This window comes from Pseudoalteromonas thalassia, assembly GCF_049257215.1.
In the GTDB taxonomy this organism is placed as follows: domain Bacteria; phylum Pseudomonadota; class Gammaproteobacteria; order Enterobacterales; family Alteromonadaceae; genus Pseudoalteromonas; species Pseudoalteromonas lipolytica_C.
Genome location: NZ_JBMMUE010000018.1, coordinates 57,139 through 71,302, shown reverse-complemented (window position 1 = coordinate 71,302; position 14,164 = coordinate 57,139). Strand labels below are relative to the sequence as shown.

14 protein-coding genes are annotated in these 14,164 nt (G+C 41.9%); 6 read left to right on the top strand and 8 right to left on the bottom strand.

Features of this window, described 5'->3' with window-relative positions; translation table 11 throughout:
• Positions 1-114: 114 nt before the first annotated feature.
• Entirely contained in the window at positions 115-531 is a 417-nt protein-coding gene (locus tag AAEU31_RS17845; protein ID WP_054554669.1) for a CBS domain-containing protein, read from the top strand.
• Between the two features lie 9 nt (positions 532-540).
• On the opposite strand, the gene add is transcribed toward AAEU31_RS17845, so the two are convergent.
• The 8 genes from add to cyaY form a co-directional block, all read right to left on the bottom strand.
• The gene (gene add / locus AAEU31_RS17840; protein WP_421967917.1) at positions 541-1,542 is read right to left on the bottom strand and encodes an adenosine deaminase; all 1,002 of its coding nucleotides are present in this window, start codon (positions 1,540-1,542) and stop codon (positions 541-543) included.
• A 102-nt stretch (positions 1,543-1,644) separates the two neighbouring features.
• Positions 1,645-4,341, bottom strand: a complete 2,697-nt coding sequence (locus AAEU31_RS17835) for a CHASE domain-containing protein (RefSeq protein WP_421967916.1) — start codon at positions 4,339-4,341, stop codon at positions 1,645-1,647.
• Positions 4,342-4,371: 30 nt separating this feature from the next.
• Positions 4,372-5,481, bottom strand: a complete 1,110-nt coding sequence (locus AAEU31_RS17830; RefSeq protein WP_421967915.1) for a heme biosynthesis HemY N-terminal domain-containing protein — start codon at positions 5,479-5,481, stop codon at positions 4,372-4,374.
• Positions 5,478-7,289: a uroporphyrinogen-III C-methyltransferase gene (locus AAEU31_RS17825; RefSeq protein ID WP_421967914.1), complete on the bottom strand. Its 1,812-nt coding sequence runs from the start codon at positions 7,287-7,289 to the stop codon at positions 5,478-5,480. Before AAEU31_RS17825 ends, AAEU31_RS17830 begins: the two co-directional genes overlap by 4 nt.
• A 1-nt stretch (position 7,290) precedes the next feature.
• Positions 7,291-8,229, bottom strand: coding sequence for a hydroxymethylbilane synthase (hemC, locus tag AAEU31_RS17820; protein ID WP_135923168.1), 939 nt, complete (start codon positions 8,227-8,229; stop codon positions 7,291-7,293).
• A gap of 29 nt (positions 8,230-8,258) precedes the next feature.
• Positions 8,259-9,119 (bottom strand): DUF2914 domain-containing protein, encoded by an 861-nt coding sequence (locus AAEU31_RS17815; RefSeq protein WP_421967913.1) that lies wholly within the window; start codon positions 9,117-9,119, stop codon positions 8,259-8,261.
• Between the two features lie 24 nt (positions 9,120-9,143).
• On the bottom strand, positions 9,144-9,800 hold the full coding sequence (locus AAEU31_RS17810) for an alpha/beta hydrolase (RefSeq protein ID WP_138557872.1): 657 nt from the start codon (positions 9,798-9,800) through the stop codon (positions 9,144-9,146).
• Positions 9,797-10,120, bottom strand: coding sequence for an iron donor protein CyaY (gene cyaY / locus AAEU31_RS17805; RefSeq protein ID WP_036974421.1), 324 nt, complete (start codon positions 10,118-10,120; stop codon positions 9,797-9,799). Before cyaY ends, AAEU31_RS17810 begins: the two co-directional genes overlap by 4 nt.
• A gap of 148 nt (positions 10,121-10,268) precedes the next feature.
• On the opposite strand from cyaY, the gene lptM reads away from it, so the two are divergent.
• The 5 genes from lptM to AAEU31_RS17780 all read left to right on the top strand — a co-directional run bounded on the left by lptM (position 10,269) and on the right by AAEU31_RS17780 (position 14,155).
• The gene (lptM, locus tag AAEU31_RS17800; RefSeq protein WP_421967912.1) at positions 10,269-10,448 is read left to right on the top strand and encodes an LPS translocon maturation chaperone LptM; all 180 of its coding nucleotides are present in this window, start codon (positions 10,269-10,271) and stop codon (positions 10,446-10,448) included.
• A complete protein-coding gene (gene lysA, locus AAEU31_RS17795; protein WP_421967911.1) occupies positions 10,449-11,702 on the top strand; it encodes a diaminopimelate decarboxylase in 1,254 nt (417 codons plus the stop codon). It begins immediately after the preceding gene.
• 64 nt (positions 11,703-11,766) lie between these two features.
• Positions 11,767-12,597: a diaminopimelate epimerase gene (gene dapF / locus AAEU31_RS17790; protein ID WP_135923164.1), complete on the top strand. Its 831-nt coding sequence runs from the start codon at positions 11,767-11,769 to the stop codon at positions 12,595-12,597.
• Positions 12,594-13,205 (top strand): DUF484 family protein, encoded by a 612-nt coding sequence (locus AAEU31_RS17785; protein ID WP_135923163.1) that lies wholly within the window; start codon positions 12,594-12,596, stop codon positions 13,203-13,205. Before dapF ends, AAEU31_RS17785 begins: the two co-directional genes overlap by 4 nt.
• A complete protein-coding gene (locus tag AAEU31_RS17780) occupies positions 13,202-14,155 on the top strand; it encodes a tyrosine recombinase XerC (protein ID WP_135923162.1) in 954 nt (317 codons plus the stop codon). Before AAEU31_RS17785 ends, AAEU31_RS17780 begins: the two co-directional genes overlap by 4 nt.
• The last annotated feature ends 9 nt before the right edge of the window (positions 14,156-14,164 follow it).

Below are 14,164 nucleotides of genomic sequence, written 5' to 3'. Positions count from 1 at the left end.
AATTGGATGCCTTTTTTATTTGTTTTACCTATCGCCCGAATCCATCTAAACAATTTCACAAACAGCATTTCCTTGACCATACTCTGATTAGAATAACGATGGGGAGAGACCCAAATGCTAAATACAAAAGTACAAGACTTTATGCAACGTAAGTTGCCACACATTACGCCTGAAACTGAAATGACCACCGCTATTAGCGAGCTGCAAAAGTTTAAATTACTGGGCGCACCTGTATTCGATGACAACAAAAGCCTAGTTGGCTTTATATCTGAACAAGAGCTTTTGCAACCGCTGATGCAAAACAGTTATTTCTGCGATGGTGTGGTAAAGGTAAAACAACTTATGCGCACCGATGTTGTCACTGTCAGTAGTGATCAAAATATCATTGAGCTGGCTGATGCCATGAAAACAGGTAAGCCAAAGAATTACCCGGTTATCGAGGGTGGTAAGGTTGTTGGTATGATCAGCCGAGGAGATGTGCTCAAGGCATTGTATGAAAACTATGTCTCATGCCAAGAGCACCAAGTGTAAGTTAGCTGCTTAACGATTAGCAGCTAACTGTTTTAAAGCAGCTTTATCAGCATCGCTTAAGTAAGCAATTTCAAGTGCATTGGCTTGCGCTTTTTCCATATCGGCTTGGCTTAAACCAGCTGCAGGTGCGGCTACTTGATACTCATAAGCTATTTCGATGCCTTCAACAGCAGGATCATCTGTATTAATTGATGCCAAAATACCATGATCTAAGAAGGTTTTTAACGGGTGTTTTGCAAGCTCAGCAACAGTGCTAGTTTGAATGTTACTGGTTAAGCAAGACTCAATACCAATGCGTTTATCACGTAAGTGATCCATAAGCGCTGCATCTTCAATCGCTTTTACACCATGGCCAATACGCGTTGCACCAAGCTCGTTAATTGCTTGCCAGATACTTTCGCTACCACGCGCTTCACCAGCGTGAATAGTAGCAGCTAAGTATGCATCGTGAACTTGCTTAAAGTGATCAACAAATAACTCACCCGGAAAACCAATTTCATCACCAGCTAAATCAACAGCAACTAAATCATTTTTAAAAGCAAGTAACGCATCAAGCTCTTGCTGACAAATTTTAGTGCCATAAGTACGCGACATAATGCCGATTAAGTTGGCTTTAATTGATGCGTTTTGACACGCACTCCTAACACCATCAACCACCGCTTCTACGACACCTTGCGGGTGCAGTCCTTGGCTTTGCGCCATATAATATGGACTAAAACGAAGCTCTACATAATCTAGGCTTTGTGCAATAGCATCTTCAACGTTCTCGATGGCAATACGACGACAGGCATCGTAATCACCGAGTACTTTTACACCCCAATCTAACTTCTGTAAAAAGGCGACAAGATTTGGTTCAGGGTCAATAACCTGAACATGAGGGATCAGCGCCTCTACTGTATCTGCAGGTAATTCAAGATTAAACTGACGACCAAGTTCTAAGATCGTTTGTGGGCGAACATTACCGTCAAGATGACGATGAATATCAAGCAAAGGAAGTGTCTTGTTGATCATAATTAGTACTCAGTTCAGAAAATTTTCGCGGATCATACGTACCCACAACGATAATTCAAGTGTAGATGAATATATTTACTTTTAAGAGGTCAATTGTCTGCTTTATAAAGCACTTTTGCCGTGCAGATGCTGCCACAATGTTTTAAACAATTTATCAGCGTCAATTGGCTTAGTTAGGTAACCATTCATGCCACTGGCGAGGGCTTTCTTAAGGTCATCATCATGGGCATTTGCCGATAAGCCAATAATCGGTAACTCGGAGATCAGCAGCTCATTGCGAATAACCTTAGTCGCTTGCAGACCATCCATGTTAGGCATTTGAATATCCATTAGTACAAGGTCGTAGCTTTTTTCACTAATCATCTTAATAGCTTCGTGGCCATCTTTTGCTATATCAGGCTGACAGCCTTTGGTTTTTAAAATAGAGCTAGCGACATGCTGATTTAGCGGGTTATCTTCAACTAAAAGTATTGCGTAATCTGCGAATGATAATGAGCTGACATCAATATCAACAACTTCATCATCACTTTGGATAACCTCTGATAAAGGTGACTCAAAAGGGATTGAAATAGTAAACGTTGAACCTTGCCCTTCAACGCTTTGCAAACTGATACTGCCCCCCATCATCGAAACCAATTTTTGGCAAATACTTAACCCTAAACCTGTGCCACCAAAACGGCGTGAGGTTGAACTATCTGCTTGCGAGAATGGCTGAAATAATCGCTGTTGCGCTTCTTTGCTAATACCAATACCGGTATCAATAACACTAAAGTAAGTAAACTCACGCTGTTGCCAAATACGTAGAGTGATATGCCCCTGTGGTGTGAATTTAACAGCATTATTTAATAAATTTAACAGCACTTGTTTTAACCGAATAGGATCGGTGTAAATCACTAACTGCGAAGAGCTGTCGTAATCAACGTCAAACTCTAAAGAGCGAGTGTTCAATTCAAATTGCAGCAAATTACAGACTTCACTAACAAGCGCATTAACATCGATTGGCTCTTGATGCATTTCCAAGCGCCCAGCTTCTATTTTAGAAAAATCTAAAACATCATTAATAACTCTTAATAGTACATTCAATGCACCATCGGCTTGATCAATATAACTACGTGCTTGCGGCCAATCTTGCTCTTGCATAGCCAAGTAGTGCAACCCCTTAATACCATTAATAGGAGTGCGTATTTCATGGCTCATATTCGCCAAAAATTCACTTTTTATTTGACTGGCTTTATCCGCTTTTTGTTTTTCTTCACGAAGGCTTTGGGTTTGTTTTGCTACTTGCTGACGAATTTGAATATTAGTACCGGTTACTGAAATCAAAAAGGTGATCAATAACCAAACAAACAGCATACCGACTATTTGTGCAAGCCAATAAGGCAACCAAGACGATTGCGCGACTGACTCCCATAATTTCACCTGCCAGACACGCTCACCAATAATAAAGTTAAAGCTCGCAATGGCCGTTGTTCCAACACGTTGAGGGTTATAAATTTCGACAGGGTTACTGCCGTCGGTAACGTCATAGAAGCTGGCATCAATCTCTGTGTTCTGATTAAAGTTTAGTGTTTGCGCCAGCAACTCTAAATTAACCACAGCAACAACATAACCTCTAAACCCGACTTGATGATTTATGTCTGAATAAACAGGGTTAAAGAACAAGACTCCTTTATCGTTACCATCACCTTGCATCAAGGTAATAGGCTCACTCACTGTGACATTTTTTATTAAACGAGCGTCTGTCAGTGCCTGCCTGCGCAGTTCATGGGAGGCTAAATCAAAACCTTGTGCGGCCTCGTTGCCTTGCAATGGGTGGATATATTGCACCGGAAAATAAATAGCACGCTGACTAACCGCTTGCCATTGTCCCGCGGAATTTTTCTCTTTGATATAGTAATTAGGCCCAAGCTCTTCGCGCAGCAAATTTTGGTAATTATCCAATTGTGAATTAATCACTTTTGGTGCCCACTCAAACGCTATTATCTCTTTACTGTATTGCAGCTGTCTTGAGGTAAAGCGCTTAAACTCTTCAAAATCAACCATGTCACTACTTGCAAAAAAGGTTGCCAATAACGACAGATGAGACTTAATTTCATCAATTTTGTGTTCAAGATTGGTTTTTATTGCACTTACTTTTGCTTCTTTGCGCTGTAAATCTTTCTCCTTTTTAACACTTGCTGCGCCATAAAAGCTGACACAAATAATCATATAAATTAATAGTGAAGGAACAATAATTTGTAGTCGCTGCCGTGCATGATTATAACTGAATGCCGCTAAAACTAACGGAGTAAAAATGAGTACTCCGATACTGTCACCAATCCACCAAGCAATAAAATTATTAAGTGCCGCGTAGCTAGGAATCACATTATTGATGACCAACAGCGCAGTCCCTGTCGATGCTGCGATAAGACTGCAAAGTGGGCCACCAATGATTAACCCTTGCACACTTTGTTTTAGCGAAGATAGTTCAAGAGGACGTTTTACAACATGAATAATAATGTAATAAGCCAACCAGGCTTGGAAAGTAGATGCTGCTGTTACCCCAATGGCTTGTAACATAACTTGCCAATGTAAAATATCAGTAACTTTATCGAGATGGATAAGGTTGACTAAGAAAGCCCCCAACAACACCCCCGGCAAGGCACGGTTTCGACTAAGTAAGATACTGGCCAGAGCTATACCAGAAGGGGGCCATGCTGCAACAGCATAGCCGTCGATAGCCAAAAGAGAATTACTTAAATACCCTGTTAGAAAATAAGCGAAAGCGATACTTAGTGTCAGCGCAAATAAGTTTTTCAAGCCATCGCTCCTGTGCAGGCTAAGCCAAAATTACTGATACAGTACCAGGGCCTTATCTGGTTGAGCACTTTTACTATAGCTTAGCACTGCTTGCTGCAAATACTCGTCGCGATTATCTGCATTAAGCGCTTTATCAAATACTCGTGCAGCTAAGTCGTACTGGCCATGAGCATTTGCTAAACATGCTAAGGCTAAAAGCAGGTCTGTATTTTCGGTGTCTTTTTTTAATATATCTTGCAAGCTTGTTTGCAGTTTGAGTGCATCACCCGCCGTGCTAGCTCGTAAAATACGTGCTAAATCTTTATGCTGAAGTGGTTTTTTTAGCATTTTGATTAAGCTTAGCTCAATTTTATTAAGATCACCCACGCGCGCCATAGCTGAAAAATAGCTCACTTCAGCTAACGGCTTTAAGTTCTTGGCTAATTGCTCATAACGTGTCGTTAGCTCACCGCTAGGTTGCGCAGAAAAATAATGGTCAAATAGCTGACGCCATTCGTTATCTGAAAGTGCTTTTTTACGTAATAAGCGAGGCATAAATTCATTAAGCGCCGACCACTTTTTCTCTTGCATCAGGACGTGAGCATACATTTTAAGTTCTAAGCTAGAGGCTTTTTTACGCTCTGCCAAGGCTTTAAGGTCAGCAAAAATAGTACTCGTCTCACCACTTGCAACCCATAAGTTAGCTACTTTTAGCTGCTTATCTTGACTGATTTTATCAAGGTAACTAATTGCTTGTTCACGGTTGTTATTTGCCAATGCTGCTTTGGCAAGTAAAGCATAACGCACATCATTCCATTGCTCTGCCACACTATTATTTTCAAGTGCTAACTCAAGCTCGGTGTAATCGTTATTGATTAAACTCCATATCCCTTGTTCAATCGCAGCATGTTTGCGCTCTTCACTTCGAGCAAAAAAACGATGTCGCGTATGGCTATACAAAGACCACAAATAACGCACCAATTTATAAAGCAAGAATATCGCAGCAAAAGCCAACAAAACTAACGCAGTGACGCCCCAAATAGTGCCCTCAACCGTGGTATTGTTAAAAGCAATAAGCACATAGCCTTTTTGATCAATAAAAAAAGGGGCTATTCCTAAGCAAGCTGCAATAGCGATGATTATCAATAAGAAGCGGATCATTGTGCCCACTCCTTCACCTGCTCAGTACTTTGCAGTGACACTTTAGGGCTGAAATCGAGTTGCTCTTTTGAAAGTGAAGTTAAGCTAGTTAATACCGCTTTAGTGACTGCATCATCTTGTTTAAAGTAATCTTTCACTAAGTCATGCGCTGCATCAACTGCACTAAAGTACACACTGCTTTGTTTTGTTAATACGGCGTCTTGCGCTTGTGCGATATATAAACTTAGGCGTTGTTTTACTAAATGGCGCTCTTGTTCACTTAAAAATGGCGCAACAACCATGTCTTCACGAGTACGAACTGTGACAAAGAAGTCTTTAAATTGCTGCCAAGATTTTGCAAGGTTTTGACGCCACTCACTGACGTTTTCACTAAGCTGATTTGGATCTTCTTGTTTTACTTCTTCAGGTAGAGAAATAGCATTAAATGCCAACTCAGTCACTTGCTGATTGATTCCGTGCAGCTTTAAATAAATGGCTTCTACAGCAACTGGCTCAATGGCATTTAATGTTTGCAAATCTTGATGAATTGCTTGGCGAATCGCCCCTGTTCCAGGATGCTCAGCAAGCAAGCTATCTAAACGAGATAATACAGCAGCAGCACCTTGGTAGTCGTGCTCAGCCCAGAGTTTAAACTCAGCCATACGCTGCAAGCTTGTGACTTCTTGCGGATTAAGTGTAAAAGTTTGCTGCTCGGCACGCTTTAAAGCCGCTTGCAGCTGCTGCTGCGTTTGTTCAGCACTTTCATTCAGCGCATCAGTAACTTTTTGTTCAGTATTAAATAGCGATTGCTGCAATGTTTGCTGGGCACTTTTCACCGCATCAAGCTGTTGCTGTAAACGTTGGTTTTCTGTTGTCAGCTCATTAATAGCAAGAGTAGATTGTTGATCGCCATTAAGTTTATGATAAAACTCATATCCCACAGCCGAGGCAACAAGGAGTGAAATGAGTAAAGCCAAGCTCCCAGTTTTACTTATCCCTCTTTTGTGCTGAACTGCTGCTGGTTTAGCTGCAGGTGCTTTTTTGGCAGGCTCAGCGCTGGCTGGCTTTGTGGTTTGTTTTAAATCTGCTTCACTCATTTTGCTACCTTGCTTATCAATACAGGCGAACATAGCACTATCGCTTGCCCCTGCAGCAATGTGTATCTGCGTTCTTGCTACATTTTGTTGTTTTAAATAATCAGCGATACGTTCGCTGGCAACATAGAATTGTCGCGCTTTTAACCATGCTAACTGCGATTCATTGAGACCATTAAAAATGGCGTCAACAGCTGCATTACTGGTAATGACTATACCTTCTACATCAATTGTTTGCCAGTGGTCCATCCACTTACCTGGCTCACTCTCGATTGCAGTTCGTTTGTATACCACGAGCTGATTTAAAAGTGCCCCACGTTGTTTTAAGGTTTTCGCTATCGTTGTGCGCCCACCTTCACCTTTAACCAAAACAATATTATCCAACTCTACATCTTGTAGAGTTTTTAACTCGAGCAAGCCCTCTGAATCATGGTTTTTCGGCACTGCAGCTCGACGCCCAAAGGCTTCATAAACTGCATCTGCCGTTTGCTGTCCAACTGCATAAAGTTGTGCTGCTTTATTAATTGTGGGTGTGAGCTTTAACAATGCATGAACAGCATCCTGCGAGATAAAAATGATCTTATCAGCATTCTCAAGTGGTGAGAGCTCACTACTACTTGGGGTAAGATAATCAAGGGTAAGCACTGGACACTGGGTTGCTTGATAACCCGCCTGCTGAAGCGCAAGCGCAAGTTCAGTGCCTTTCCCTTCTGGACGAGTTATCAATATATGCATGTTAAGCGTCTCTATATACTTCTGCTAAAATTTTATCTGCACCTTGCGCAAGTAGCTTTTCAGCAAGTGTAATACCTAGCTGCTCAGCGTCACTAACAGGGCCAGAAACTTCATCACGTAGCATTTGACTTCCATCAATTGCGCCAACTAAACCACGTAAATGCACTTGTTCACCATCAACCAACGCAAAAGCACCAATAGGTACTTGGCAGCCGCCTTCTAAACGGCGGTTCATGGCACGCTCGGCATTAACACGAATACGTGTTTCTGTATGCTCAAGTGGTGCTAGCAGTGCTTTTGTTACTTCATCATCTACACGACATTCAATGCCGACGGCACCTTGACCATTGGCAGGTAATGAAACCTCAGGTTCAATGAATGCCGTAATACGCTCTGGCATTTCTAAACGAATTAAACCTGCTGCAGCAAGAATAATTGCATCATATTGACCATCATCAAGCTTAGCTAAACGAGTGTTAACGTTACCGCGTAAATCACGAATATCTAAATCAGGACGCGCTTCACGAATTTGACATTGGCGACGTAAGCTCGATGTACCAACAATAGCGCCTTGCGGTAACTCGTCTAAGCTTTTGTAGTTATTTGATACGAATGCATCACGAGGGTCTTCACGCTCACAGATAGTATGAAGCGCTAAGCCTTCAGGAAACTCAACCGGCACATCTTTCATCGAGTGCACAGCAATATCTGCTCGACCATCTAGCATGGCTTGTTCTAATTCTTTTACAAATAAGCCTTTACCACCAATTTTAGCCAGCGGTGTATCTAAGATTATATCCCCTTGCGTCGACATAGGAACAAGTTCAACCGTAACATCGTCATGAAAGTGCTCTAGCTGTGCTTTTACAAATTCGGCCTGCCATAGAGCAAGCGCACTTTTACGTGTAGCGATACGAACGCGTTTTGTTGTCTGAGTCATGAAAATTCCAATTGTTTATCTGGCCAAAATTAATCAGCTAAAAGTCTAAATTCTTTTTGCGCAAGTAAAGTACCTTGCGCGTCCACCACTTCTACCCGCCATTCGCCGAGTTGCTCTGGCATGATGTTTTTGGTTGAGTAGGTTCGAAAACGCGGGCTAGTTATTGCTAATTCAATAGATGCAAGCTGAGTGCCTTGGTAATACCATTGATGGCGAACAGTTTGTCCCTGCATATTTTTAAGCTCACTAAAAAAGCTTAAGCTTTGCGTTATTTCCGACAATTTTACATCGTTTTTTAGAACGTTGACTGGTTCTCGATCAACAACATCGGTTGTTAATACCGCTCTACTAACTTTATCTGTGTCTATTTTAGCGCCAATCGCTAAGCTAGCAATATGAGCAGACTGAGAAAATTGCTGTTGAACATCAGAATTTTTAGCGATGACGATAGGTTCGTCGCGGTTTTCTTCTTCAAGGACCGGCGAAGCTTCATCAATAGCCTCTGCTTGCGCTGTCGTTTCTGTTTCTAAGTCAGAGGTTAATGGCTGCTCATCAGCAGGCGCTTCTACATCCTGCTTTTGCTCGACGACTTGAATAGCAGGTTCTTGCTGTTGAGGTGAAGCAGGTTCAAGTTCGCTTGGCGATACAGTGTCAGATGCTGTAGGTTGTTGCATAACAGTACCCGTTGGTTCAGCACTTTGCTCATCGGTTTCAGCCTGTTCGGCATTAACAGCACCAACAAAACTATAGATAACAGCTGCTAGTGCGACAAAAATCACACTGCTAACCATAAATATGCGTCGCCAGTGCCACTGATAAGTGACCGTTTCTAGGCGGCTTTCTGATTTTTCAGCATTCATGTTAGCTGTTATTACAATTTTTTTTGTCATGTTTGGCCCCTTCACAACCAAAAATTAACTCAGGCGAGCAATTAACCACTCACGGATAGCCATAAGTTCTTCACCACAAACTTGATGCGCCATCGGATAGTCTTGCCAGCTTACTTCCATGTTATTAGCGCTAAGTACAGTAAATGCTTGCCTGCCAGCGCTATGCGGTACCACATCGTCAAATCGACCATGTGCCATAAATATATTTAACCCTTGTTGCTTGGTTTCATCGGCTAATTTAGCTGGTACACACATGTAAGTTGATAGTGCCATTACACCCGCTAATTTATAATCGAGTCGTGGCGCTAAGTGTAGCGATACCACCCCTCCTTGCGAAAAACCTGCAAGAATAATTTTGTTTGCAGCAATCCCTTTTGCAATTTCTTGGTCAATAAGCTCAGCCACTTTTGCAGCCGAGTCGCGCACACCTTGTTCATCAGCACGTTTATCTAAATCCATCGATTTAATATCGTACCAAGAGCGCATTGCCATACCACCATTAATGGTGACCGGTTGCACAGGTGCATGCGGAAATACGAAACGCACCCCAAGCTCAGCTGGAAGTGCTAGCTGTGGTGCAACTGGCGCAAAACCATCACCAGAATCACCTAACCCATGTAACCAAATAACGGTTGCTTTGTGGTCACTCTGTGCTGGGTATTCGACAAACTCTAAACTCATAGTTCTGAGCGCCACTCAATAGGTTGGCCCGCTTGACGTGTTGCTGCATCACACATAAATTGCCAAAACTCAGCACCCGAGCGGTTATCAATCCACTTATCATCGCGTAGTTCAAAATGGTGACCATTAAATTTCGTCGCAACCCACACTTGATGAAGTGGTGCTTGCTTGTTGATCACTATTTTACTGCGATCTGGGAAGATGATTTCTAAAATACCTGACGCTGATTCATAATCTAAGTCGGCATCACATTCATCGATTTGCTCTTCAATAGTTAGCATTAATGCATCGGCTAGTGTGTGGTATTCATGATCAGTCATTTTAATGTCCTTTAACTGGCTTTAAGCCTAGATCTGGGGGCAGATTGTGTACAACAAGTGTAACAGGAATAAATTCATCCGCGAATAGCTGCATTTTTTAAATATTCTGTTACTCTGCGATTATAAAGCCAGCAATCGTATTAATCTAATGAAAGAGACTCATAGCCAAAAATTAAAAACAATCTTACCACTTAGCGCCCTACTTCTAACCCTAGCAGGATGTGGACAAAGTGGTGCTCTTTATCTACCAGATGATACTGCACAGCCTAAAGAATCTCAGCCAAAGGCTGATCCATCCGAACAACCAGAGCAAAAACAGGACCAATAGATGGACTTTTTTAACTACAATAATAATCAGCTGTTCGCTGAAGACATCGCTGTCAAAGAGCTGGCAGAACAATACGGTACACCATGTTATATCTATTCGCGTAAAACATTTGAGCGCCATTACCGTGCCTTTGCTGATGCAGCAAAGTCACATAAAAGCTTGGTGTGTTATGCTGTAAAAGCCAACTCAAATATTGCCGTGCTCAATATTTTAGCCCGTCTTGGCTCTGGCTTTGACATCGTGTCGAAAGGTGAGCTTGCACGCGTTATCGAAGCAGGTGGAGATGCCAGTAAAGTGGTATTTTCTGGCGTTGCAAAAACCGCTGATGAAATAACGTATGCACTTAAATTGGGGATCAAGTGTTTTAACGTTGAATCTGTCGCAGAGCTTGAGCGTATTTCTGAGGTGGCGACGTCACTAAACCTTGTGGCACCTATTTCGATTCGTGTTAACCCTGATATTGATGCTAAAACGCATCCTTATATCTCAACAGGTCTAAAAGAGAATAAATTTGGTATTGATATTCAAACTGCAGTGACGGTTTACCAACATGCGGCATCATTACCGGGTTTAAAAATTACCGGTGTCGATTGCCACATTGGCTCACAGCTAACAGAAATTAAACCTTTTTTAGCTGCACTTGAAAAAGTACTAACTCTTATCGAAGAATTAAAAGCCGTTGGCATAACACTTTCACACCTTGATATTGGTGGCGGATTGGGTGTGCCTTATAACGGCGAAACGCCACCTCACCCAAGTGAATATGTAGACAAAATCACCGCACGCTTAGCTGATTATCAAGACTTGGAACTAATTTTTGAGCCTGGCCGTGCAATTGCTGCCAACGCCGGCATATTAGTCACCAAAGTTGAGTTTATAAAGCAAAACCAAGACAAGTATTTTGCTATTGTTGATGCGGGTATGAACGATATGCTTCGCCCATCTCTTTATCAGGCTTGGCAAAATATTGTGCCGGTTGAACCTCGTGAAGATGATACGCCAACTCACAACTACGACATTGTAGGCCCAGTTTGTGAAACCGGAGACTTCTTAGGTAAAGATCGTCAACTAGCACTTCAAGCAGGCGACTTATTGGCACAGCGCAGTGCAGGCGCATATGGTTTTACCATGAGCTCAAACTATAACTCGCGCCCTCGTGTTGCGGAAATTATGGTGGATGGCCAACACAGTCATTTAATTCGTCAACGTGAAACCTTAGAAAGCCTATGGCAAGGCGAGAAAATTTTACCATAAACGTTTTTATAACCGGGCAGCTCTGTGGCATGATTAGCTCAGAGCAATCCTGAATTAGAGCGTTATGTTAGTTAATTTCTCAAAAATGCACGGCCTAGGTAATGACTTTGTCGTTATTGATAACATCACTCAAAATGTTTTTTTATCTCGTGACCAAATAAAGAAACTGGCAGATCGCCATTTCGGCATAGGCTTTGACCAACTACTCATGGTTGAAGCCCCTTATTCTCCCGATTTAGATTTTCATTACCGAATTTTCAATGCTGACGGTAACGAAGTAGAACAATGTGGCAACGGTGCTCGTTGTTTTGCCCGTTTTGTGCGCATGAAAGGTCTCACTAACAAGCATAAAATTTCGGTTTCAACTAAATCAGGTAACTTGACTTTATACATTGAAAAAGATGGCCAAGTTACGGTCAACATGGGCCACCCAAACTTTGAACCAAACAAAATACCATTAAAAGCCAGTAAACGTGAGTTGACCTATATCATCCGCACAGAAGAGCACACGGTTTTCAGTGGTGCAGTTTCTATGGGTAATCCACATTGCGTGTTAGAAGTCGATGATATTCATACCGCCGAAGTGAACACTTTAGGGCCACTGCTTGAAAATCACGAGCGTTTTCCACAACGAGCCAATGTTGGTTTTATGCAGGTAATTTCTCAAGATCATATTAAACTTAGAGTCTGGGAGCGAGGTGTAAGCGAAACCTTAGCATGTGGAACAGGTGCCTGTGCAGCTGTCGTTATTGGTCAAGTACAAAATAAGCTTGCCAACACAGTGCAAGTAGATTTACCCGGTGGAAGCTTGCAAGTTCGCTGGCAAGGTGAAGGACATCCAGTAAGAATGACTGGCCCTGCTGAACATGTTTTTGATGGACAAGTGGCATTATGAGCAAACTAACAGAACAACAAATTGCACAATACCTAACTGAAAACCCTGATTTTTTCATTAAACAGCCAGAGTTACTTGCTGACATTGAACTGCATCAACAAGCTGCTGGAGCAACCTCACTGGTTCATATTCAACAGCGCCAGCTCCGTGAACATAATACATTTTTGAAAAATAAGATTGATCAACTTCTTGAGCAAGCAAAAGAAAACGAATTAATCTACCGCCTGTTCAGCGAGTGTCATCGCCAACTATGGACTAATTACGACTTTAAAACGCTCGCCATCAATCTGCGTAACATTATTTGTACCAACCCACTAATTAATGAATGTCACTTAGTGAAATATGAAAAGAAGTTTGATGATTTAATAACTCATCGACTACAAAACGATGGCATTTATTTAGGTCGTATAAACCAACAAGAATGCGATTTACTATTTTCTGGTTCAATACAGTCAACTGCCCTTTACCTGATCGGAAACACCGCGCATCCTGTTGCCATATTGGCGTTTGGTAGTCATGATGTAAACCACTTTGAGCCCGCTAAGGATAGCTTTTTCGTACTTGAGTTTGTTCGCTCATTGCAACTGCGGTTATTGGAACTTGCATGAGCGATGTGACGACGCCAAATATTGATGAATTAAGTGATGCTTGGCGCACACCTATCCAACTTTTTGCAGATTATTTACGCTACGAAAAGCAATACTCAGCACACACAGTCAACCAATACACAAGTCAATTAGGCTTTGCAGCATTATACTTTAGTAAACTCTGTGAAAACTGGTTTGCTGTTCAAGGTGAGCATATTCGCCGTTACAGTATGCAACTACGAGGCAAACAACTGAGTGGCCGCACAATTAGCTTAAAGCTCAGTTGCATTCGTAGCCTCTACAAGTTTCTTAAAACTAAAAAGATTGAAAATCACGTTCACTACCATAACCCAGCTGAGGCTATAAAAGGGCCAAAGTTTTCCAAGCCATTGCCTAAAAATTTAGACGTTGATCAAATGGCAAAGCTATTAGAACTAGAAGGTGAAGAACCACTAACAATACGTGACAAAGCAATGATGGAATTGATGTATTCATCAGGGTTAAGGATTAGCGAGTTAGTTGGCGCTAACATACAAGATATAAATACCACTGAAGGTGAAATTTTAGTGCGCGGTAAAGGCAATAAAGAGCGTTTATTGCCTGTAGGTAGTAAAGCATTAAACGCTTTAAAGTCTTGGTTAAAAATTCGTCCACAATTTGCACACCCAGATGAAACGGCTATTTTTTTGAGCAGCCAAAAAAAACGCATTTCAGTTCGTCAAGTTCGCCTCCGTATGCAAGAGTGGGGAATAAAACAAGGGATCAGCTCGCAAGTTCATCCACATAAACTTCGCCACTCATTTGCTTCGCATATTTTAGAATCGTCTGGTGATCTACGTGCCGTTCAGGAACTATTAGGGCACAGCAGTTTATCGGCAACACAAGTGTATACACACCTTGATTTTCAGCATCTAGCCAAAGTTTATGATAACACTCATCCACGCGCTAAAAAGCGCTCAACTCCAGAGTAATACTTAGTA